This window comes from Pseudoalteromonas sp. SWXJZ94C, from assembly GCF_015864385.1.
In the GTDB taxonomy this organism is placed as follows: Bacteria; Pseudomonadota; Gammaproteobacteria; order Enterobacterales; family Alteromonadaceae; genus Pseudoalteromonas.
Genome location: NZ_JADYXF010000021.1, coordinates 23,730 through 47,588, shown reverse-complemented (window position 1 = coordinate 47,588; position 23,859 = coordinate 23,730). Strand labels below are relative to the sequence as shown.

Genomic DNA, 23,859 nt, shown 5'->3' with positions numbered 1-23,859 from the left:
ATGATCAAAAACGCTCAAACACACACTAATCACTTTAGTAAACCTGTTACTAATGATCTTGATTCTGCTTCTTTTTATGATAGTGACGTCTTAGTCAAATCTCATAATGTATTGTATGAGCAAAACAATATAGACACACGATTACAAAATCATGACCAACCATATTTTGTCGTTGCCGAAACCTGTTTTAATAACGGTTTAAATTTTTTAAATGTATGGCAACGCTTTACTGACCACCTTGCACGGCAACAAGTTCAAAATCAATTAGATAAAGGTGTTAAGCGACTACATTTCATCTCTTTTGACACCTGTGCGCTAACTGTAGCTGACTTATCAAAAATATTAAAAATGCATCCAGCAATTAATAGTTTAAGTAAGCAACTAATTGAGCAATACCCTATTAACTTAGAAGGCTGCCATCGCCTAGAATTTAATAATGGCCTTGTTGTACTCGATTTATACTTTGGAGAAATAACCAATTTAATCAAAGTAATGAGTTATCCAAAAATAGGTATTGTTGATGCTTGGTTTTTAAATAATTCATCTACAAACACCATACCAAAGCACTATCAGCAGAGCTTATTTAACGCCATTACCGATATAACAAAAACGGGCGCAACAATAGCCACATACGAAACAACTGAATGCCTTAACAATGAACTAGTTAAAGCCGGTTTTACAATACAAAAAGTAAAAGATTTTGCTTCTACAAAAAATGAAATATTAGTAGGTACGCTTAATAAAGCCAATAATATACAATCGGCTCCAGATTACTTTAGCCACGGCAACAGTTCACTTAAAAGTGTAGCGGTTATTGGCGGCGGCATTGCTAGTAGTTGTATTTTATATAGCTTGGCAAAGCGTGGGATCGAAAGCCAATTATTTTGTCAAGACTCAAAACCAGCAATGGGCGCATCGCATAACGTACAAGGTGCTATATATCCACATTTACAAGCTAAAAACTCGCCACACAGCGAATTATTTGCTCACAGTTTTTTATATGCTAAAAGGCTCTATAACCACTTACTCAATACTGGTTTTAGCTTTGATTACGATTGGTGCGGCGTATTGCAGCATGCAGTTAAGCAACCCCTAGCCGATAAACATCAAAATTTAGCACAAAAGCAATTATGGCCAAAATCGCTTATGCGAAACGTAACCGCGCAACAAGGTGACGAAATTGCAGGTATAAATACGGGTTACTCTGGTGTTTATTTTGAACAAGGTGGCTGGGTAAACCCACCGCAATTAGTAAATGCGATGCTAAATGCGGCAAACAACTTAACGCCATTTAAAAGCTCGTTTAATTGTAATATTGAACAGCTAGAAAAAACCGATGACGGCTGGTTTTTATCAACTAATGGTGAACGGCTAGGTCCTTTTAGTGATGTAATTATTTGTGCAGGCGAGCACAGTGACGCATTTGAGCAAACAAAATCACTACCCATTGTAGGCGTACGAGGTCAAGTGTCGCATGTTCAAGCAAGTGAGCAATCTCGCAAACTAAAAACAGTGCTTTGCCATAAAGGTTATTTTACCCCAGCTTATTTAGACCATCACTGTATGGGTGCCACATTTGAAAAAAACAGTAAAAGCCGACAAGTTACCGAACAAGACAACATCACCAACAAAGAACAACTTCTGAGCTTTTATGATCAAAGCGAGTTTGCCACCAGCTTAGGTAACATAACGTCGGCAAAGGCCGCTGTACGCTGCAGCTTTATTGACCACTTGCCAATGGCTGGAGAATGGGCGCAACAGAGTGATTATATAACTGCTTTTGCTAATTTACGTTTAGGTAAACGTTATCAATATCAACCGCTAAATAAACCACAGCAAGGGCTACACATTTTTACCGGTTTTGGAGCACGCGCATTATGTAGCGCGCCACTTAGCTGTGAGCACTTAATAAGTAGTTTGAATAACGAGCCTCGCCCATTTAGCGAACGGGTAAGCCAAGCTATACACCCTGCACGCTTTATAGTGCGAAATTTAATGCGAAATAAAATTTAAATGACATAAATGCTTATTCCAGTAAAATAGGCATCAATTAAGGAAGTTATTATAAAAAGGACCCTCATGAAAATTTTAATTGTTTTAATCACATTACTATCCACTATATCGTTCAATGCACTAAGCCAAAACGTAACCGAAATTCCGCTTCCTGAAGAATTTGTCATAACAATGGATGTTACCGATGAGTACCCAATGATCCGCACTGGTTACTTAACTGATTCAATTGACACTATTACTGCCTTTTATAAAGAAAAGTTAGGAGAGCCTTTAAAAAACACAGGTAACAGCACTCATCACACTCTTTTTTATAACTACAAAGAGCATAAAGTAAAAATTAGTTTGTACCACCACAATTATGTGACTGAAGTTAGTATTATGATTGAATAAAAAGTTCTAAAAAACAGTAAATAAAAAATTATTTTAATGCCCTGTTAAGTATTTACTTTTATATGAGGTGTTTTTTAGATTAATCTATCTAAACAGATTTTTTACCCTTTAAAAATAAATTAGCACCCCAAAGTCTTGTTATAAGAAACATTAATATTCAATCTCTTTTAAGAAGGAATTAATTATGAACAAGACTCTAATTATTGGTGCAAGCGGTCAAATTGGTAAAATGACAACAGAACTATTGCTTAAAAACGAGCAGAATGTAGTTGCTCTTGTACGTGATAAAAGTAAGTTAAGTGACTTAGAAAGCCCCTTTTTAAATATTGTAGAGCAAGACCTTGAAGGTGATTTTAGTAATGCGCTAAGTGGCTGTGACCAAGTTATTTTTGCGGCGGGTTCTGGTGGAAACACGGGTGATGATAAAACTGTTTTAATTGATTTATGGGCTGCCACAAAAGCCGCTAATTATGCAAAAGAGCACAACATTCAACATTTTATTATGGTGAGCTCTATTGGTGCAGAAGATCCAGATTCAATTACCGGCGATTTAAAGCCTTACTTAGTTGCCAAGCATATGGCTGATCAGTATTTAATTAATAGTGGATTAAATTATACAATTGTTCGCCCTGGGGCACTTACTAACGACAAAGCTTCATTAGAAGTAACAACAGAGCGCCCTAAAGATCGAGATAAAGCTAAAATAAGCCGTGAAAACGTAGCAAATGGATTGCTACACATAGCAACCAACAGCCCAAGCAGCAGCCGTATATTTGAACTATTTGATGGCGACAAGCCTGTTAAAGCTGCCGTTAAATAAGCTGATGGAAGCTTAATAAAACTGCTAGTTAATGCAAAGGAATGCTTTGCATTAACTTAGTACTACACCAATGCCCTGCCAAGCTAACTGTAATGCGAGTAGTGTCAAAATAAATTTAAAAACACGCTTAAATTTATCTGCTGGCATACTGTGTAATAACTTAATTCCTAACCACGTCCCCACTGCACCACTCAAAACCATTGCACTAATTAAAGGTAGCCATTGCCAAAAACTAAAACCAACCGCCCCATATATAATCGCTTTAAGTAGATGTTGAACAGACATAATACTAGAAAATGTTGCTGTATATTTTAACTTACTATAGTCACTAACATACAAACAACTGCCAACTAACGGACCACTCGCCCCTGCAAACATACAAATAAAAGTAGTCACTAACCCTGCCCCAAAACGCCAGATAATTGAGTCGGTTTTAATTACAGCTTTTTTACCCCAGAGTAAATAAATAACAAAAATACCAACAATCAACTTCATTACATCAAGCTTTATATCGGTCATTACAAGGCTTGATAATAAAGCACCTGCTATACCTCCAAATGTAAAATAAACAAACATACTTTTATCTATATGCTTAAAGCTCAATAATAAACGGTTTGTATTTGAACCTAACTGCACCAAACCGTGCACAGGCACAACAACCGACATAGGCATTACTGATGCCATAACGACCAACAACATCAAACCACCACCAGCCCCAAACGCAGCCGATATAAAAGAAGTAACGCCAGAGAGAATAATAAGGAGCAAGGCAAATAGTGGCGAAATTAAATCACTAGTAAATAAATCCATGTTTAAACCCTAATTTAATAGAACCACAATAATGAAGATTAATAATAACTCGGTCTACCGCTATTTTTTAAGCTTATTGTTTTTATTGGTAACGACCGCTTTTGCACTGCGTAATGTTTCTTAATTCTTGCACTTTGTTTGCACATTTAACAAATATTATACATTCAACTTAATTTATTTGGATTTACCCCATGCTTAAACCAATACCACACTTATTAAAAGCATTAACAGTATGCTTTATTACAATAGGTTTAGTTGCCTGTAATAGCGACAGCGAAGAAACAATAATAGAAGAAGACAGCATTGTTGTTGATGACAGTTCAAGCGATTCAGACACAACAACCGAAACCATTGTAGAGGTAGATCCATTTAACTTTGAAAGTGGCGCACTCGTTTCATCAATCACAACCGAAACATGTACATTAAGTAATGGCGATGAAGCATCTTGTTATCGAATTGATATTGCTGGAGCACCTTCAAATTATGAAATTAGTTCGTTTTGCCCTAAAAATATTACCTCAACCGCTGATGAAGCTGGTATTTGGTTTGACGGAAGCGGTGAAGTTTATGATATTACTGGTGACTTTATTTTAAGCCTACCTACGCTATATAACGACAGTAATTGGAAGTTATATGACGAAAGTACTGGTTTGGTTAATATAACCGACACAGAGGAATCATGTGAAGGCGCCGCCAGACCAGACGTAGAAGAGCAATACCAAAACCACTGTGTTGAATGCTCAATAGACTATGTTAATGGTGGTATATCTGCATCATTTTTAATTCCTATAACGCCGATTGCCGCAGCGCAAACAATTAATGTGGGTCGAGTTAATATTGGTTTAGCACTTAATGGTGTTGAACTAGCAGCACCAGCACCCGTTGACGCTATTTTAAGTGCTTATACCATTGCAGCATTTGACGATTGCGCGGGTCATATAAACTTAAATGAAGGTTATCACTATCACGGCGAAGCCGGATGCAGTCAAACTCAAATTCAATCAGATGGTCATTCTGCAATGATGGGCTACGCACTTGATGGATATGGCATATTTGGAATGCTAGATGATACAAATACAGAGCCTACAGATTTAGACTCGTGCCGTGGACATACAGATGAAACACGTGGTTATCACTATCATGCAGCGAGCGTATCAGAAAACATGTTTATTGGCTGCTTTAGAGGTGAAATTGCACTTACCGAAGATGAAACAGGACCACGATAACAATGAAAAAAATTAACTTTATAAAGTCACTTCTTGCTGGGATATTTATTAGCACTTCATTTTTTGCATTAAGCCATGCAGGACACGGCAGTAATGCCCCATGGGAAGCATGTGCAGACAAAAAACTTAACGACGATTGTACATATTCAATACATCATCAAAAAGCAACAGGCACTTGCCAGGCCATGAATGAAGTACTTATGTGTGTACGTAATCAACCTCTTGAAAATATAATAGAAAAAGCGACACAAAAGCCAAGTAAAAATAAAAGTGAATCAATTTTGCCTATCAAACAATAAGTAAAATAGTATTAGCTACACGTTAAAAGCCTTAACTATAGTATGTTAAGGCTTTTTATCTAAAATGATTAGCGGGAGTAGTAGAAACCCCTTTATTTATCTGTTAAATTATTTAGTTAAATAATAATAACGAGATCCCGTAAAACGGGACCGGCACGTCAGGGAAATAACGTGAGCACAACGTTCAAAATAGTTTTTAGTGGGCAACTAAATGATGATGCCGACATATCAAATGTTCAAAGCAAACTCAGTGAGTTTTTGAGTATTCCTCATTATATTGTCATAAAGTTATTTGATGGAAAAGCCTATGCTTTAGTAAAAAACTTAACGAGTATTGATGCTGTAAAAACAGAATCAAAACTTAAAGCCTTCGGTTTAATAACTAAAGTAGAACCGCAATTCCCAAGTGTGATCCCAACTGAAAAAAACACTGACAGTAAACAAATCATTCTTCATAAAGCATCTGTTGATAGTGACAATTTAAATCGTGAAAAAACAGATAGTGAACAACATAATCAACAAACAAATTCAGTAATTAAAGAGCCAATATCAAATACGGTTGCAGCAACAAATACTAAAAACAAATGGCTTACTCGTACACTAAAAACGTCGCTTTATATTAACTACATCATACTTTTTATTTTAGTAATAAGTTCTATAGTCATCGCTTCAAAACTTATTACCAGTAACTTAGCTACAAAAAACAGTTCAAATGAAACAATCGAAAATTTTAGCTATACCCGTTATAAGCAATACTTAAACTACCAAAGCATTGCACCCGTTAATAACAACAGTGACGAGAAAATAAAAACAGATCAGCAGCAAATAAACGATTACTTTATTTTATTTTCACATTCAATAAATAACTACGCAGACACCGTTGGGCAATTAAATATTGAAGCAATGGGTGGCGACAAACTAAAACAGCATTTACAAGAAATAGACGATTTAGGCCCACAGTTTATGTTTTGGCAGCAGTTAACACGCTTAGCAAAAAACTTAAATGATGATGCACCGTACATGAGCCAATTTGAAAAAACAGATCCCGCTCAAATCCAGTGGATAAATGCGATTGACTGGATAAGCCAGGGCTACATAAGACAAAATCAAGATAAAAGCCAAAACCTCACACAACAAGCAGAACCTTTGCCTGTTGCTTTACAGAACAACAGTACCCTTACACTCAACTTAGTATTATTAATTACTTTAATGTCGTTTTTAACGCTGCTAATTATTTTATTAAAAGGTAAATTGCGAAGAATTTCATATAACTAAATATAAGAATGGAATGGCTTATTAGAGCCACGTGTAAAAGTAGTCTGTAGTGGTACAGTGATTTTGGCAACTAAAGTTAGTATTTTATTGGTAAGAGTAAAAGGCGGGTGTATTTAGGCATTATTTATACTTATTCACCTGAAGTTGATATTTTATAACAACTCTAAGCTAGCATCTAAAAGTGTGTTTTGTATAGTAAAACGACAGTTTAAACCGTTTTCATAAAAAAACCCGTTTATCTGAGTTATCAAATAAACGGGTTTATTATGGTTTTAAGATAACGAGTCTAAAAACCTTTATTGGTGGAGCTGGGGGAGTCTTAACAGGGAGTGTAAAGCGCTGTTTTAAAAGAGCTTTAATATCAACAACTGCAACGGCAGGTACTAACTGTGGTACTAAAAGCTAATATCACATTCGAATCTTTACGCTAAATTCGTTTAATAAAACTTTTATAACTTTTTGTCCTACATGTCTTCCCATAGATTATCAGCATCTATATTTGGGTCTTTTTTCAGCTCTACTTTTTTAGTTTCTTCTGGCCATTCTATATTACTATCTCTTATTAAACCTTCCAGTGTAGTGTATGCAATAACGTTACCTTCATATTTAGTTAGCCATTTATTGCCATCCCACTCTATAAAATCGAATGTCCCAGCCCCTTCACCATATTTTACAGCCACAAAATAAAGACCTATCTCTGAAGGTTCATCAGTAAACCAATTGATGCTTTTCATTAATACTCTCGATTTAAATTGTCCTCTGAACACTTCGGCTCTTTTAGCTAAGTATTCAAATATGAAAAACTAACTAGCTCATACTTAGAATATAAAACTACTGCCAATCATAATTATTATGCTCAAAATCGAGCTCAAACAATTAAGTGAAATACTAAGCTAATTAATTTCATTAAACTCAATACCATTTAAACTTTTCACTTCAACTAATTGCTTAAATTCTTCACCACAAAATAGCCCTATCCCATCTAACAACTTAGATTTAAATAGCAATTTACTATCTATATCTGAATCAATAAATGCAAAGCTTTTAAAGCCACTTCTCAACCCTTTAGAGTAGTCCTCTATACATTTATCAAGATCTTCTTGCGCAAAAACACGCAAGTTAAAAAGTACCATTTCTGAGCCGTTTACGTCTATTTTAAGGAACTCGCCATATGCATCTAAAAAGTGATATAGGTAATCATAAGCTTCCTTAGATAATAATAAAAAGCCACCTTGGATATAAATATCAACTTTATCATAATCAATAGATAACGGCTTAATAGGCATAACATCTGGCCATATATTAAGAATAGAATCATTATTTGCATGTAAATCAAAAATTTTAACCATAAACTCTGCCTCAGCAATGTCTGTATAGCCTTTTAATGATTGATACATTGAATAAGGGTCAAAATCTAATATGTCCCCTTGGTCATTCTTATTGTTTATTCTGTATACTTTCATGACTATTAAAATCTCATGATCTTACTCTGCATGCATTGTTGTTTGAATAAGTGCATTTTTTACACTTAAAGCGTCCCATTCCCCGTAGCAAAATGCTTCTCGCTCATTTCCAAGCATTGTTAGAGAAAAGTTTTTAACTTTGCCACAAATAGCTTTATTGCTACTAAATACCAAGTTATCACTCGATTATGGCTACTGTTGCCAATTTATATCATTGGTAGCATATTTAGAAAGAGCGAGTAAGCCACAAAATATGCTGAGCTTACCCTATCATTTTTAGCCAAGTTCTTCGAAAGGAGGTTTGAGCAGATCTTTTAGTGGAATTGGAACTCCATTTTCTTCTGCTTTTTTATACAATTTTATTAATTTCACTAACTCCAATTCATACATGTACGAACTTTCTTCATAGTCATCTTTATCTACGGTCTCAGATTGAGATAAAAAATCATTATGCTTAATTGCAGCCTGTAAAGCTTGGATGCAGACAGATAGAGTTCTTGTCTCAATGCTAGGCATGCTTTGCTCCTTTTATTTTAATTCCGGCGTTATATGCCAACTTATCAAGAGCTTCGATGAATCTATCTAACGGCATTTCAAAGTTCGGAGATATTGAGTAATGCCAACACTTTTTCCTTGCCATATAATGATCTTTGGTAATGATTAATTCTGAGGGAATATGGGTTCCTTTAGGGATTACAAAGTACTCCCAGTTTTTGTAGCCAAAAATACCTTCTTTGTCTACCAGAGATGTGCCTACCCCTTCCTCTGAAAGTACTACTTCCTTCACTCCCTCTTTAATAATAGTAACATCAGGTGCTCTAATATCGCCATTAGGCAGCTGCTTACTGTAAAAATCGGGGTATAAAGGATTAAGCTTATTGTCGACCTCAGAGTTATGAAGCCCTCGCCAAAGCGTCAGTTTTTTTTCTGCGCGATAAATTTTTTCAATATCGCCCCGACTGATTATAACTTGCTCCAATGTAATCATAATTAATTCCCTTATTCTGAATAGTCATGTTTGATCTAGTTGCACAGCATTTATACAATACGGGGTTTGTGTTGTATAGTTTATTTCTAGACTAAAGCCCACTATTGGTTTATCCAGTTAAGTACTTTGATAATGAAGTGTTCTAAAATATTTTTAGCATTAAACCTTTCTTTAAATAATTCAGCTTTCTTAGCTAAATACAGAAAATCACTTTCTACTATTTAACCCACTCAACATGTCAAATATCACTCGCTGAAAGTGTTGGTTTCTTGCGGGGTCTGACAGTAGCTGCATCATTTGTTCTTGATGTGCGTCACTGCTTCCTAAAATGGCGTCGTCCATTGCTTGAGGGAAATCACCTAGCATAGCTTGCTCTGGGCTGTTGTTTGCAATCTGGCTCATTACAGAGGCGTTTTCGCTTAGTTTATCGCGCACTGTAAAGGCATAGTTAAGCATGTCTTTATTAGTTAGGTTATCAGTGATGAAAACCTCATTAAGCTTGTCGATTATTTGTGATAAAAACGCTTCTTTTTTATCCTTCGCTTTAGCACTACCCACATCATTACTTGGCTCTAGCTTGTAATCAGGCTCGTCTTCTTTTAGCTGTATATCTTGCTGGCGTATTTTTGATAGACGGTAATGGCTCATTACTACGTTGTCTAAATCAAGCTCATCTTCAGTCACTACTTTTTCACGTAACAGTGGGCGCAAGTGGCGAGCAAATAAGCTTAGCTTTTCAAGCTCTTTATCATCGTACTCCACCAGCTGTGACATAAACTCGTAAAAGCGGGTAAAGCTGCCTAAATCCTTTTTGAATATCTCTAGGCGGTCTTTTTCTTGTTTGCACTCTTTAAAGCTTGTTTCTGCGTTAGCTATTAATACAGCGTCTTCAGTCTTTTTGGTGCGTTCAAACATTTCTTTCGCTTTTATATACGCCTCAATTGCAGATGCATAACGCTTTTGCCAACGCTCTTTAGCGGGGTGAATAATATTACTGATAGCCGCGTTTGACTTGTTCTTGGTAAAGAAGGCTGCACAAAATTGCTCAACCTCAGACCACAAAAATATACCGCTAGCACGCAGCTTCTCAAACAAATCAAAAACAATCTGAGGGTCAGTAACATCAGCAAGCTCTGCGGTTTGGTAGTAAGGCTGAAATGCCTCTAGTATGTCTTCAGGGGCATTAAAGAAGTCCAATACAAACGTGCCAGTTTCAGCTTTACTTGGGTAAGTACGATTTAATCGCGACAGGGTTTGTACACACTCAACGCCACCTAGCTTTTTATCTACATACATAGCGCATAGCTTTGGTTGGTCGAACCCCGTTTGAAACTTATTAGCCACCAGCATTACTTGATAATCGTCACTATCAAAGGCTTTGCGCATATCGCGGCCTTTAAGATCAGGGTTCATATTTTTTTCAGTAAACTTTTTATCTAAAAATGCAGCGCTGTCAGGGTCGCTTTTAGTAAACTCAACTTCGCCTGAAAATGCCACCATAGCGCGTATTGTCGAGTAACCTGTTTTTTGCTCTGCAAGCGCCTCTGCCACGTATTTATCAAATGCTAGCTTATAACGTACAGCCTCTTTACGTGAGCCAGTTACTACCATTGCTTTAGCTTGTCCGCCTAATAAACCCATTACATTATCTTTAAAGTGTTCAATAATCACTTTAACTTTTTGCGATATATTATGGTCGTGTAGACGCACCCATTGGTTAAGCTTTACCGCTGCCTTTTTGCTATCAACCTCTTCATCTGCCGCTTCTATTTTTTGAGCAAGTTGGTACATCACCTTATAGTTAGTGTAATTTTTAAGTACATCTAATATAAAACCTTCCTCTATTGCTTGGCGCATTGAATAAATGTGATACGCCACTGGCTTATTTTGTTTTGATGGAGGTAGTTCTGGATTAGGTAACCGACCAAATAGCTCTATTGTTTTGGCTTTAGGTGTGGCGGTAAACGCATAGTAGTTAAGGTTCGCACTACCACGGCGGGCTGCAACAGTGGCATCGAGTATATCCTCTGACGACAACTCAATGTCGTCATCAGTCTCTTCAGTCATTAATACTTCTTTTAACTGGCGAGCTGTAGAGCCACTTTGTGATGAATGAGCTTCATCGGCAATAACCGCATAGCTGCGCTCTTTTAAGCTAGTACTGTTCTCTATAGCACGTAATACAAACGGGAAGGTTTGAATGGTTACAATAATAATAGGTTGAGCGTTTTCAAGTGCACTAGCAAGCTTTTCTGATTTAGAACCATCACCCTCTTTATTATTAATACGCCCTACTACACCGTCTGCATGCTCAAACTGATAAATAGTATCTTGCAGCTGATCATCAAGTACTGTTCTATCTGTTACAACAATCACTGAATGAAATTGTTTATTACCTTGCTCGTCATACAGAGTAGAAAGCTGGTGGGCTGTCCATGCAATAGAGTTTGATTTACCTGAGCCCGCACTATGTTGAACCAAGTACTTGTTACCTGTGCCCTCTTCTATTGCCGCATTAATCAGCTTACTTACTACATCCCACTGATGATAGCGCGGGAAAATAAGCGTTTCTTTTTTGTATTTACGTCCTTCCCAATCTTCCTTGTCTTCTATTTGTAAGTGTACAAAGCTGCCTAAAATATTAAGCAGATTTTTAGGCACTAATACTTCATTCCACAAGTAATCGGTTGCATAACGGCTAGTATCTTCAGGTACATCATTACCTGCACCACCTTCGCTTGTACCTTTGTTAAAGGGTAAAAAGAAGGTGTCATCACCAGCAAGCTTAGTGGTCATATACACTTCGTACTGGCTTACAGCAAAGTGTACTAATGCACCACGCTTAAAGGTAAGTAGTGGTTCTGACTTTTTAGTCGCAGGGTCTTTAGGTAAGCGGGTTTGTTTGTATTGCTTAATTGCATTTTCAACCGCTTGCTTAAATTCTGATTTAAGCTCAAGGGTTGATACGGGTAAGCCATTTACAAACAATACTAAATCTATGCGCCAGCTCTTGGCTTTGCTGCCTGTTGCAGCTAAGTGCTCAGCATTGGCATACGGGCTATACACCAACTCTTGCACTATACGGCAGGTGTTTTGCTCATAACGTGCTAGGGTTTCGGGGTTTAGGTTATGCTCTGGTTTAAATTGGCATAGCTCAAACCGCGCATTACGAATTTTTAAACCATGGCGCAATACACCTAATACCCCATACGTGCGTGATGCTTTATCTGTGGCGTTTATATCGGCTTTTTTAAGTTGTGCCACCAGCGCTTCTAAAAAGTGGCGTTCAGGCTCATTGGGGAACACCTTACACAGCTTTTGCCACTCTTTTGGTTGGGTGTTTTTAACAAAGGCCAGTGCATCTTGTTCATACAAAGCGGTTTCGCAATTGTAGCCTGCACCTGTGCCTTCAACCCAACCATTGGCTACCATTTGGCTAATTATGTCGTCTTGAAAAATACGTTCTTACGTTGTATCTATCACTTTTATTATTCCTTATACGTGACTTATTTAACGTGTTGGGTTTTTAACCTGAAATCAATTAACGTTAACTATTCGGTTTATCCTGCAGCTGCTTGAGTGCATTAGCTAAATCTAAATCAACCTTGGATGGCTGTGCATCGATTACTCTGCGGTATTTATCGTATTCTTGTTTTGCTTTTTCAGTGGCTTGTGCCTGTGAAATATTGCCAGCATGGTTAAGCACTTCATAGTCACTTAAGCGTAAAAAGTCATCAAGCTTGCTCGCCCAGTCTGCCATTTTCATTAACTTACCATTACGCGCTTGCAGCTCTGCAAATTCTAAGTAGGAGTTAACCAATCTATTTAAAGTATCGAGTTCTTTCTCGTCTAAATAGTTTTTGCCTGTAACCACCTCTTTGCGGGTTGGCTCTGTGCCTGCAAAGCTAGTTAAGCCTAAATGAGGTTTGTCGGCATCAATACGTTTAAACACCAGCTCTGCAGCGGTATTACCATGAGCCGCCCAATGCATTTTGTTTTGAACTTTAGCAAAAAAATCAACACTGGTTTGTGCTTTGCCGTCGTAATCAATGCTGGTGGCGTATATGTCGCATACCTTGCGCCAAAATATCTTCTCTGACGAGCGTATATCACGTATGCGATTTAATAGTTCGTCAAAGTACTGCATGTTATCTGGGTTTTTAAGACGCTCGTCATCCATTACAAAGCCTTTAGTTAGGTACTCTTGTAATGTTCTTGTTGCCCATTGGCGAAACTTTGTACCCTGCTTAGAACGTACGCGGTAACCAACCGCAATAATTAACTGCAAATTATAGTGCTTAGTATTGTAGTTTTTGCCATCTTCTGCAGTTGTTCGGAATAACCGAACAGCTGCATTTCCATCCAATTCCTGCTCGTTAAATATATTGGTTATGTGTTCGCTGATAGTCGCTTTTGACTTGCCATACAACAGGCATAAATCAGCTTGGGTTAACCATAGCGTTTCTGTTTCAAAACGGCACTCAACCTTAGTTTGGCCTTCATCTGTTTCGAACAAAATGAACTGCCCGAGTGGTGGCGTAACTTTGTTAGTCATTAGGCTGCTCCCAGTTCCGTACGTCAATTTTGCCTGTGACAGCGGCTGAGATTAGGGCGGTGCGGCGTTCTTGTAATAAGTTTACCTGTGACTCTGCTCGATTCATTAACAACGCAAATTTTTCAAGCTTTGTATCAATGTATAAAGCAATTTCTCCTTGTTCACTTACAGGAGGATAAGCAATGTTTAACTCTCGAATATCTTCCAAACTAAGTTGTATTTTTGTACCACCGTACCCTGAGCCAATGAACTGCTCTTTAGCAGCATCAGAGAGAATAAAGTATGCAAGCCATCTTGAGGATATAACTAATGAATTTGGTCGACATAGAGAAACATGCTGGCTTACAAAACCACCCACAACAGAGTCATCAGCAACACAAACAGAACCTAAATCAGCAGTAATTGATATTAACAAATCACCTGACCGAATTTTAGAACGTTCACCTTCAGATCCAGCTGGAGGCTTTACATTCTGGATTGATTCTAATTTAGGTTCAACGGTATCTCTGGTTAAATTAGTAATTCTAAAAAATAACGGCCCATCATCAGAATAATACTCAGCCCAACCACGAGAACCACTCGTAACAAATTCCATTAAGTGTTTATTTCTTTTAACATCCCAATGCTCCGGCACCTCCCCCAACCACTCCACACCTGAATCTTTCATTGGGGCATTTGGATTTAGGCCTTTAGTCACTGCATGGCTAATCACCGCTTGGCGCTTTTCTTTTAGTAACTTAATCAGTTGCTGCTGCTTTTCAATCAAGGTATCGATTTTAGCGGTTTCGTGATCGAGGAAATTGGCGATTTGAGTCCGCTCGTCTATTGGAGGTAACCAAATATTAACCCCACGCAATATTGCTTGAGTAATGCTAAATACCTTAACCCCTTTTACAGCATGTCGGATTTGTGTTCTTAGCTCTTTAGAATCGAGTAAGTATGCATAAAATCTACTGCACTCTCTATCAAATGGACGCGCTATAATAGTATGGTAACCAGCAAATATCTGCTCATCTGAAACCAGCTGCGTAAAGTTTCCAGAGCCATCAATATCTTCTGAAGTATCAGCAAATACAATATCTCCATTTCCTAGCAGCGCATAAGGTGATGTTTTAAGATACTCCTCATCTACACACTTCAAAGGGTGTTTTTGTGGATTAACTTCAAAGCCATATTTAGAGTGAACTTCACCATAATTAACACAAGGAATCCCTGTATCTCCAAGGTTTTCCTTAGTTATAGTTAGTCCTTTTCCAAAACTAAATGTGTAACGGAGCTTACTTGTCGTCCAGTGTTCTGGAATAGCATCTAACCAATCGATATTCGAACCCTTATACTCTGGATACTCCTGATACTTACTAGCTTTTAACTCACTCATGATCGTTCCCTAATTGTGCTAATACTTCGACACTGGGCAATTCATTTTTCAATGAATCGGGGAGTTGTTGAGTTAAGCGATACTCGGCAATGCCCATGGGTTTGTCCATGCCGCTAAGGGCGTATTCGGCCACTAACTTATCTTTCGTTTTGCACAGTAACAGGCCAATGGTGGGCGCATCGCCTGCTTTAGCCAGTTGTTCATCAACCGCTTTAATATAAAAATTAAGCTTGCCTGCGTGCTCTGGCTCAAAGTCGCCTAATTTTAATTCAATCACTATATAGCAATGTAAATGCACATGATAAAACAGTAGGTCGATATAAAAGTCACGCTCGCCCACTTGCAACGGATATTGCTTGCCGATATAGGCAAAGCCTGCGCCTAGTTCGAGCAAAAATTGGGTAATATGTTTTACCAGCCCTTGCTCTAATTCACGCTCTGAATGATTTTTGGCGAGGCTTAAAAAGTCAAAAATGTACGGGTCTTTTAAGGTTTGAATTGCCAGCTCAGATTGCGCGGCAGGTAAACGCTGCTCAAAGTTGTGCAAGGCTTGGCCGTCGCGTTGCCACAAGCCACTTTCAATTTGGTGCACCAAAACATTACGGCTCCAGCCATGCGCTAATGTGTTGCTAACATAATAGGCCGCCTCGTCAGTGGTTTTGCACTTACTGATAATTTGAATATTGTGACCCCAAGGGATTTGCACTAATTGGGCAACAAGCTGTTGCCCAATTGCATCGCTGGAGAAAAATTGATACCACTGGCGAATGTATTTTAGATTGCGCTGTGAAAAGCCTTTCATTTGTGGAAATTCGGCCATTAAATCTTGGCTGAGTTGGGCTAATAACTTATCGCCCCACGCGGCTTGCTGTTGGCGGGTAACTATTTCTTCGCCCAATTGCCAATACAAAGTTAAAAGCTCGGTATTCACTTTAACAACGGCTTTTTGCTGGCTTGATGCCACTTTTTGTTTAAGCTCTGTTAGCCATTGTTTGTATTCTGCACTTTGCAGTAATGCTGGGTGTTTGTCGCTCATTACGAGTGTACCTCTTGCAACAACTTCATTATGTCACTACTCACAGCATCAAGCTCTTCGTCAATCTCGGTTAAATCGCGTGGTGGTTGGTACTCATAAAAATGGCGGTTAAAGGGGATTTCGTAGCCAACTATACCTAGCTCGCCGTCTTTATCGTCGCGCTTAGTGTCGTTTATCCATGCATCGCTTACGTGCGGGGCTACTTCGCGGTTAAAGTAGTTTTCAACCATTTGGGTTGTGCTAATACTTGGCTGAGCTGAGCCATCTAAATAGGCCTCTTTTAACGGAACGTTTTCGTTATCGCACAGGTCGCCATCTTGCTTATAAATAACAACTTTACCTTGCCACTTTGTCACATTGCCTTGATATTCAAATGCGCCGTACATTGGGTTTGCTGCATCTTTGAATAATTTATCAACCACGCACTCTGCTGCTGGATTTTTAAAGGTAATGGCATCGAGCAGCTGTTTTTTCTCTTTACTGTCGAGTTTAATATCTAAGGCTTTAAGCGCTTGTGTATAGGTGATGTCAAACTGGTTAAAGTCGTCTGATTGCAGCTGCTTACCACCAGCAGTATCACCTAATTGTGTTTGTAGTTGCTGCGCTTTACCCATAAGGACTTTTTGGAATAACCATAGCTTAGGCTCTAGTACATCTTTAATTTGCTTTTCTTTCAACTCAGGGAAGTCCGCTTTAATAATAGCTCTGGCTTCAACTTCAACAGCGCTTAAATCGCCATATTGATCGTCAGTAGTCCACTGTGTGCCAAATTTTTCATATAGTGCCATCATGGCTGCATTGTAAGGCTTAGGTGCAAAACGCAGGGATGCAATAGCTTCATCAGTTACTTGAGCTGACAACCTAAGTGGGCGCTCTATGGTGGTACGGCGATAACCAAACTCATAGGTATTAAATATTTTACTGGTAAAGGTTTTTGCTACATCAGCTTTAGGGTTAGCCGCTTGGCGACCTCGGCTACTTTTAGCTTCGGTTGGTTTGGCTAAGCCTAGCTCTTCAAGCGTTGTTGTTTCTACTTGTTCAAAATTACCAAAGCTACGAGTGATTAGTTTTATGTCGTCTTCACTCATTATATTTCGTTTAGAGCCAAGAGATTTACGCATTTTACCGCATAGGTTAGTGCCATTAATTAGCTGAACCTTATTTTTACGCTCAGCGCTTTGCTTCTGCGCTTTTTTGTTCGACAATACCCACACATAAGTAGCAATGCCTGTGTTGTAAAACATATCAGTCGGTAAGGCTACAATTGCCTCAAGTAAGTCAGACTCTAAAATATAACGACGAATTTCGCTTTCGCCACTGCCTGCACCGCCCGTAAATAAAGGTGAACCATTTAAAATAATACCAATACGCCCGCCGCTGTTAGAATCATTTGCAGAGGGTGAAGCATCGCGCATTTTACTAATAAGGTGCATTAAAAATAATAGCGAACCGTCTGACACTCTTGGTAAGCCTGCACCAAAGCGGCCATCAAAACCTTTTAAGGTATGTTCGTCTTTAATATCGCCTTCAATCTTTTTCCAATCAACACCAAATGGCGGGTTAGACAGCATGTAATCAAACTTATCTACTGCTAGCTGATCATTCGATAAGGTATTTCCTAGTTTGATACGGCTTACGTCTTGCCCTTTAATAAGCATATCGGCTTTACATATAGCATAAGACTCTGGGTTTAGCTCTTCAAACACCAAACCCATATCGTGATTTGATATAGCTTGTGGGCTTAAGTCGGTCGTTGCGAACTTTTTAACTACTTTAAAGAGTAAGTTGGCATCGTCTAACAAACCTATAAATTCATCAAACTTAAAATGCTCAAATATTTCGCGGGCATCGGCTGAAAAGCATTGAATATAGCGCTCAAGGTTGGCTTTAATATCACCCTGCCCCATTTTTCCTAGATCCATAGGCGAGATATTAAAAAAGGTTAAGCCATTTGTAGCTCTGATCAACAGCTTTTCTTGTGCATCTTCTGGCAGGTTTAACGCTTTAATCCGCTCAAACTCGGCTACTACAGCATCTTTACTTGGTGCAAGCACACACTCAAGGCGGCGTAATAAAGTAAAGGGTAAAATAACACGGCCATACTGAGACTGTTTAAAGTCACCACGAAGGAGATCAGCTACTGACCAAATAAAAGCAGCGGTTTGAGAAAAGTTATTATTAGTTGTCATTTTAATCTTCCATAAAGTAATCGCTATCGAGCGCTTTTACTTCAAATACGTGTTTGGTGCTTACGCCTAAGTTATGGGTAAGCATGAGTTCGGTTAGTTGTGCGCCATCCACCAGCACTATACGTTTTTCTATCATGCCTACGTATTCGAGGGCATCCTTACTAAAGCTGCTGGTGGTAATGAATACGCCCTTTTTAGCACGGTGCATATCAAGCGCACCAGCAAAGGCTTGTATATCTGGGCGACCAACTGTTTTATTGGTATAACGCTTGGCTTGCAAGTATATCATTTCAAGGCCAAGTTTATCTTCTTTGATTACCCCATCGATACCACCATCTTGCGTGTATTGAGTGGCTTGGCCTGCATCTTTGCGTGAACCGCCGTAACCCATAGCGAGCATTAAATCGACCACTAGGTTTTCAAAAAATACGGGGGATGCTGCTAATATCGCTTTTAGTATTTCGTCACTTAGGTTGGTATTGAGCGTATCTACTGCGGCTTCTATAAGCTCTTCAGGGGTTTTATCTGAGTTATTACTTACTATGCTGGTGGTGTTTACTTGTGCGGGCTCGTTTGCGTCTTTAGAGCGTGTTTTAAAATCGAGAAAAGCATCGAACTTACTTAAGTATTGGTTATTAATTGGCTCGCCTGACTCTATTGCAGCTAACCCTTTTTGAGTGATTTTACAAAAAGCCCTTTTAGGCTGCTCTATTAAACCCGCTTGAACTAAGTAAGTTTTAGCCCACCCCAAACGATGATAGGCATAGGTTTGCTTGCCGCTCGGTATGCGGAGCTTTAATTGTTCGGCACTAAGCCCAAGCTTACAGTAAACATCGGCATCAATATCACGCAGTTTAACGGTTTTACCATTGGCTAAGCATGCAAGTAATGGGGTCATGAAAGATTGGTAGTCAGGGAGTCGCATATAATTCCTTTACTGGTGAAGTAGTTATAATCCGTTATTAAGTAAAAGATATTATATAAAACTGACCCGTTTATCAAAGCAAACAGCCATGCCTAGGCTCTTTAAAATCAGTGAATTGACTAAATTACGCATCAAAGGTGATCGTTTAAAGAGCGATCACTTTTAAGCATTAAACTCTTAAAATCAACAAAACCCATAAGCCACTGTTTTTAAATGATAATAAACTTACCGTTTGATTATTTGGTAGCTTGATCGGTTGCGTTCCTATTTTTTAAGTGGGGCTGCTGTAGCTGCTTTGCTGTGTGGCAAGACCCCCTTTAAGCTCAGAGTTTAAACGACAAAGCACCTCCATACCTCTTGAGGTGTTTGTAAATTAATAGCCTGAACTCACAGTCGTGCCTTTTATCCATTTTTTTTAGTGCTTCCAGCTGGACTAAGCATAAGGCTTTATACTCAAATTCAGACAGCTCTTTGTCTAACGGTACACCATGTAGTACTTTAGCTCTGCCACCATGCTTATAAGCGTTTTTGTTACCCTTTGGCGCACCAGCTCCTTTTCTTTTACCACCCCTAGCCATTTAACTACCCTCCATATATTCAAGTCTACTTGAAGAGTAGTTTTTTACTGACTGCGAGACACGCCGTTTAGAATAGCATTTAGCAAGGTAACTAAGTCTGTAAACTGTTTCCTTAAAAGTTTCGTAGCAACTCCCCTGATTAGTGTACAGGTGGTAAAAACAGTTAGTCGGGACATAAATCGAGCCTCCATAAGCCACCTTTTTCCACATTACTTTAAGTAATTCTATTAATTTACTAGGATGCGCTATTTTGTGGCCATTTAAAAAGTAAGCTATGTGATAATGCTGGTGATCAGCTTTAACTTGCTCTCTTACCCATATGAAGGCGACCTTGCCATATGTTTTCTTTATTTTTTGCTGCATGTAATTACCAAATTGCGACATTACCTTGTTGTTTTGGCTATAACTCTTTAACCTCAAGTCCAGCCTTAAAACCAGTACTTTTGAAAAATAACATAGCATTATGTCTAACTGCTTAATCGCCGACTCAACAATTTCATTATGATAACCATCTGGGAAATTCATTACCTCTAAAGCCACGTAAGACTCTTCTGATACTTTGTGATAATGTATTTCTACGCCATATTTTTCTTTTAACTCTTCGACTAACTGTGATGCCATAGTTTTCTCTAAATAATATAAATAACCTGCAGTTCAATGACTCTACTAGCCATGCTATGACTAGCCTCGTGCGAAAGTAATGATTATATAAAAGGGTCATTTCGTTTAAATAACATCCCCTGACGTCCTAAATAGTACCTATAAGGTTAGTTTTTTAACTTCATTTAAGGGCCAACCTGTGACTTTTTGTGCCAATTTCGCAGGCTCTGATAATGTCCCTTCTTTTACCAGCTGACCTATTAAATAAGACGAAATACCAAAGTGAGCTTGTATCGCTACTTTTGAAATAAACACCTCTTCATCTGCGACTTCGATTTCTCGTTTAGCCAAAAACTTCATGCTTGCACTCTTGAGTCAATCCAGTTGATAACATCGCTATATTGCCATCCCATAGCACGACCACTTTGTACGAGCTTGATACTCTGCGGGAACTCGCCTTTACTCTGTAAGTCGTAAATCATTGTCCTAGATAAACCAGTTAAAGTTTGTACATCTTTAAGGCGAAGAATTCTCTTACTATCAGTTAACAAGCTGTTTAAGTTCATAATATCATTCCAATTATTGAGGGGGTTAAATCCCATAAGTTATTAAAACGAACCAAGACGTTCGCTTAAGTACGGGAAGGATTATGAGTAATAAAACAGACACATTAAATGGAGTTTAATTGGCTAAACTCCATTTAAATCAGAGCCAAAAAAGCCTATTAAACACTGTAAAATAGTATTAACGGGTTAGAAAAAGTTAATGTTCTAGGCCGCAGAGTTGTTAAGGATGATTACTATTCAAGCCGTTATTCATGTAATCAACGATTTGAGGAAGTGGTATTTTTAATAAGCTATTATCAAAGGTATCAAACATTATATAAACGCTGTCTTTTCAAAAGCGTTACTAATCATCTCATCAAGCTTGCCGCTTTGAATTGAGCCTAGTTTTTTGTGCGCCCTATTACCTTTCTGATAGTAAAATGGCTCTGAACTTGGGATTTTTGAATAAAGCTTACTAATATAAATAGCCTCGTTAAAGCCATCAAACGATGAAATACGAAATTTCCTGGCTAAGCCTTTTATTATTTTATTAACTAACACGTCAAGGCTAATATGGGCTTTCAGGCTTTGAAATGCCTTTTCCTTAACTAGCTTATCAGTTACAGCGTACGCTAACATGAGACGTCTATCGTCTTGAGGCATACTTATGCCCGTAATGTCTTGATACCCACTACTAAGAATCGACTCATACAAGTTAATACAATCGCTGGTAAAGTGTTTTTCAAGATAACTAAATACAATATCTCGTTGCTTTACCTGCTGTTGGCTTCTCTTTCCTTTGCTTAAATTTAAGCCTATATGTTTGGCTAAGCTTTGTGTGGCTTTATGCTCAGATATAACTAGTTTCACATTTAAGTACTGCCTAAGGAATAGGTCTATACTTGAAATAATACTCCAAGCATCAAAAGTACTATAAGACTCCTTCGAGACTACTATTTGATACAGCTCTTTTGCTACACGTTGATATGTTAGAGTTTTTAACTGCCTTACCTTGGCAACTTTCTCATTTCTTAAGGCAATCCCTTGATGATACAACAAGCTCTTGGAGTAACGGTTCAACGCATTAAGCTCACCTATAAGCTCTCCTAGTGATAAAAGCTCTGAAGGCCTCAACTCTTCGTTAGCGGAAGCAGAATCGTAGAGTTTATCAAGCTTCTTCTCTATCTCTACGCGAGTAATACCAAGGATATGCAACTCATCAAAAGTCGTTAAGGTTGTATTATCCTCTATTGCTGATAGTGAATACCTTACCTTATCTAAAAAAGCCAACAAAGAGCCTGACTCAATAAGCTCTTTATCGTTTGAAATTAGACTTGCAGTAGTAATATCAAGGGCATTGAATTGAGATAGCTTGTCAAACACTCGTTGCCACCTTAGCTTTATTGATATAATCGCTCCACCAGCTCATTACTTCTCTACGATTTTCAACGTACTCAGCACGATTGTACGCAGCCCTAATTTCGTTTTTCTCTTGGTGAGCCAATGCAACTTCTATTAATTCTGAATCAAACTGTTTAGTTTCATTTAGTATTGTACTAGCAAGTGATCTGAGACCATGAGCAACCAACTCACCTTTAAAACCCATGCGCTTAATTGCAGCATTGGCAGTTTGAGGATTAGTATGACTTCTTGGTTCTCTGTCGGCAGGGAAAATATACTGGCGATGACCACTTACAGGCTTCATTAATTCTAGTATACGTAATGTACTTGGCGTTAACGGTACTTTATGGCTTTTCGACATTTTCATTTTTTCTGCGGGTAATATCCATACCTTGCTTTCAAAATCTATTTCAGACCACTCAGCCATAGCAGCTTCACTAGGCCTTACCATTGTATGCAGTTGCCATTCGATTAAGCACCGAGTTGTAAACTTAATACTTGCTCTTGAAAGAGCCTCCATAAACTCAGGTAACCTTTCACTGCCTATAGTGGCCATAGACTTTTTGATCGGAGTTTGAAACGCAGCTTTAATACCCGCCAAAGAGTTATGCTCTACGACTCCTGTATTAACCGCATAGACCATGATCTCATTTAAACGCTGGCATAACCTTTTAACAGTTTCAAGCGCACCCTTGGCTGAAATAGGCTTAATAGTATCGATAGCGAGCTTTGCCGTTAGGCCACTTAAAGGACGTTGGCCTAAAGTAGGGAATATATGCCTTTCAAGTGAGTTCCACACATCTTCTGCGTAATTAGGTGAAACCGTACTCCTCTTAAGCTCAAACCAGTCGAGCGCTACTTTCTCTAAAGTATTTAAACGTGATTGCGTCTCTTGAGTATATTGCTGCTCTTTGTACTCTTTTGGGTCTATTTCATTAGCAAGAAGCCCGCGAGCCTCTTCTCTTTTTACTCTAGCAGCGGCAAGGGTAATTTGAGGGTACTGCCCAAAAGAGAGGTTAGTTCTTTTTTTAGTAAATGGTCTGTAGTACTTAAATAACCAACTTTTAGTACCATTAGGCCTTATTGATAACTGAAGTCCACTACCATCAGAAAGTGAGTATTCCTTTTCCTTAGGCTTAGCTTGTTTAATTTGAGTATCGTTGAGGGGTTTTACAGTTCTGGCCATTTATTTTATATACCATGCTCTAGCCCTGTGAATTCAAGGCTTTCTTACTTTTAGTACCACAGCATTTTCACAAGTGAGGGCTTTGGTACTAACCATGGTACTAAAAATACTGGATGTAGGTAAACCTCTTGGGATATTACAGGCAATAAAAAACCCGCTAGCCTATGTGGCTAGCGGGTTTC

22 protein-coding genes are annotated in these 23,859 nt (G+C 38.4%); 6 read left to right on the top strand and 16 right to left on the bottom strand.

The window, feature by feature from the left end; translation table 11 throughout:
- The 3 genes from mnmC to I6F65_RS10760 all read left to right on the top strand — a co-directional run bounded on the left by mnmC (position 1) and on the right by I6F65_RS10760 (position 3,223).
- Positions 1-2,013, top strand: a complete 2,013-nt coding sequence (gene mnmC / locus I6F65_RS10770) for an FAD-dependent 5-carboxymethylaminomethyl-2-thiouridine(34) oxidoreductase MnmC (RefSeq protein ID WP_197112840.1) — start codon at positions 1-3, stop codon at positions 2,011-2,013.
- A gap of 66 nt (positions 2,014-2,079) precedes the next feature.
- Positions 2,080-2,403, top strand: coding sequence for a hypothetical protein (locus tag I6F65_RS10765; protein WP_197112838.1), 324 nt, complete (start codon positions 2,080-2,082; stop codon positions 2,401-2,403).
- Positions 2,404-2,587: 184 nt separating this feature from the next.
- Complete coding sequence (locus I6F65_RS10760; RefSeq protein WP_197112836.1) at positions 2,588-3,223, top strand: SDR family oxidoreductase; 636 nt, start codon at positions 2,588-2,590, stop codon at positions 3,221-3,223.
- A 51-nt stretch (positions 3,224-3,274) separates the two neighbouring features.
- Here the strand turns inward: I6F65_RS10760 and I6F65_RS10755 are convergent, their stop codons facing one another.
- Positions 3,275-4,033 (bottom strand): sulfite exporter TauE/SafE family protein, encoded by a 759-nt coding sequence (locus I6F65_RS10755; protein WP_197112834.1) that lies wholly within the window; start codon positions 4,031-4,033, stop codon positions 3,275-3,277.
- Between the two features lie 191 nt (positions 4,034-4,224).
- Between I6F65_RS10755 and I6F65_RS10750 the strand changes: the two genes are divergently transcribed.
- The 3 genes from I6F65_RS10750 (at position 4,225) to I6F65_RS10740 (ending at position 6,833) form a co-directional block, all read left to right on the top strand.
- The gene (locus I6F65_RS10750; RefSeq protein ID WP_197112832.1) at positions 4,225-5,259 is read left to right on the top strand and encodes a YHYH protein; all 1,035 of its coding nucleotides are present in this window, start codon (positions 4,225-4,227) and stop codon (positions 5,257-5,259) included.
- A gap of 2 nt (positions 5,260-5,261) precedes the next feature.
- Complete coding sequence (locus I6F65_RS10745; protein WP_166111029.1) at positions 5,262-5,558, top strand: hypothetical protein; 297 nt, start codon at positions 5,262-5,264, stop codon at positions 5,556-5,558.
- 171 nt (positions 5,559-5,729) lie between these two features.
- Entirely contained in the window at positions 5,730-6,833 is a 1,104-nt protein-coding gene (locus tag I6F65_RS10740; RefSeq protein ID WP_206018147.1) for a hypothetical protein, read from the top strand.
- Between the two features lie 464 nt (positions 6,834-7,297).
- Here the strand turns inward: I6F65_RS10740 and I6F65_RS10735 are convergent, their stop codons facing one another.
- From I6F65_RS10735 to I6F65_RS10665, 15 genes are all read right to left on the bottom strand, one after another.
- The gene (locus I6F65_RS10735) at positions 7,298-7,567 is read right to left on the bottom strand and encodes a hypothetical protein (RefSeq protein ID WP_166111026.1); all 270 of its coding nucleotides are present in this window, start codon (positions 7,565-7,567) and stop codon (positions 7,298-7,300) included.
- 159 nt (positions 7,568-7,726) lie between these two features.
- Positions 7,727-8,296, bottom strand: coding sequence for a hypothetical protein (locus I6F65_RS10730; protein ID WP_166111023.1), 570 nt, complete (start codon positions 8,294-8,296; stop codon positions 7,727-7,729).
- A gap of 276 nt (positions 8,297-8,572) precedes the next feature.
- Entirely contained in the window at positions 8,573-8,812 is a 240-nt protein-coding gene (locus I6F65_RS10725) for a hypothetical protein (protein ID WP_197112830.1), read from the bottom strand.
- On the bottom strand, positions 8,805-9,284 hold the full coding sequence (locus I6F65_RS10720) for a hypothetical protein (RefSeq protein WP_166111017.1): 480 nt from the start codon (positions 9,282-9,284) through the stop codon (positions 8,805-8,807). The genes I6F65_RS10725 and I6F65_RS10720 overlap by 8 nt, the downstream gene beginning before the upstream one ends.
- A gap of 207 nt (positions 9,285-9,491) precedes the next feature.
- Positions 9,492-12,716 (bottom strand): type I restriction endonuclease subunit R, encoded by a 3,225-nt coding sequence (locus tag I6F65_RS10715; protein WP_231613150.1) that lies wholly within the window; start codon positions 12,714-12,716, stop codon positions 9,492-9,494.
- A gap of 115 nt (positions 12,717-12,831) precedes the next feature.
- On the bottom strand, positions 12,832-13,839 hold the full coding sequence (locus I6F65_RS10710) for a virulence RhuM family protein (protein ID WP_197112828.1): 1,008 nt from the start codon (positions 13,837-13,839) through the stop codon (positions 12,832-12,834).
- Positions 13,832-15,217 carry a restriction endonuclease subunit S gene (locus I6F65_RS10705; protein ID WP_197112826.1) on the bottom strand — a complete coding sequence of 462 codons (1,386 nt, stop codon included), beginning with the start codon at positions 15,215-15,217 and terminating at the stop codon, positions 13,832-13,834. The genes I6F65_RS10710 and I6F65_RS10705 overlap by 8 nt, the downstream gene beginning before the upstream one ends.
- Positions 15,210-16,253: a YhcG family protein gene (locus I6F65_RS10700; protein WP_197112824.1), complete on the bottom strand. Its 1,044-nt coding sequence runs from the start codon at positions 16,251-16,253 to the stop codon at positions 15,210-15,212. The genes I6F65_RS10705 and I6F65_RS10700 overlap by 8 nt, the downstream gene beginning before the upstream one ends.
- Positions 16,253-18,442: a type I restriction-modification system subunit M gene (locus I6F65_RS10695; RefSeq protein WP_197112822.1), complete on the bottom strand. Its 2,190-nt coding sequence runs from the start codon at positions 18,440-18,442 to the stop codon at positions 16,253-16,255. The genes I6F65_RS10700 and I6F65_RS10695 overlap by 1 nt, the downstream gene beginning before the upstream one ends.
- A 1-nt stretch (position 18,443) precedes the next feature.
- Positions 18,444-19,367 carry a restriction endonuclease gene (locus I6F65_RS10690; protein WP_197112820.1) on the bottom strand — a complete coding sequence of 308 codons (924 nt, stop codon included), beginning with the start codon at positions 19,365-19,367 and terminating at the stop codon, positions 18,444-18,446.
- A gap of 578 nt (positions 19,368-19,945) precedes the next feature.
- The gene (locus I6F65_RS10685; RefSeq protein WP_197112818.1) at positions 19,946-20,566 is read right to left on the bottom strand and encodes an inovirus-type Gp2 protein; all 621 of its coding nucleotides are present in this window, start codon (positions 20,564-20,566) and stop codon (positions 19,946-19,948) included.
- Positions 20,567-20,704: 138 nt separating this feature from the next.
- The gene (locus I6F65_RS10680; RefSeq protein ID WP_165721341.1) at positions 20,705-20,905 is read right to left on the bottom strand and encodes a hypothetical protein; all 201 of its coding nucleotides are present in this window, start codon (positions 20,903-20,905) and stop codon (positions 20,705-20,707) included.
- On the bottom strand, positions 20,902-21,111 hold the full coding sequence (locus I6F65_RS10675) for an AlpA family transcriptional regulator (protein ID WP_165721340.1): 210 nt from the start codon (positions 21,109-21,111) through the stop codon (positions 20,902-20,904). The genes I6F65_RS10680 and I6F65_RS10675 overlap by 4 nt, the downstream gene beginning before the upstream one ends.
- 312 nt (positions 21,112-21,423) lie before the next feature.
- Entirely contained in the window at positions 21,424-22,473 is a 1,050-nt protein-coding gene (locus I6F65_RS10670; RefSeq protein WP_197112816.1) for a hypothetical protein, read from the bottom strand.
- Complete coding sequence (locus I6F65_RS10665; RefSeq protein WP_197112814.1) at positions 22,466-23,677, bottom strand: integrase domain-containing protein; 1,212 nt, start codon at positions 23,675-23,677, stop codon at positions 22,466-22,468. Before I6F65_RS10665 ends, I6F65_RS10670 begins: the two co-directional genes overlap by 8 nt.
- Positions 23,678-23,859 lie beyond the last annotated feature (182 nt).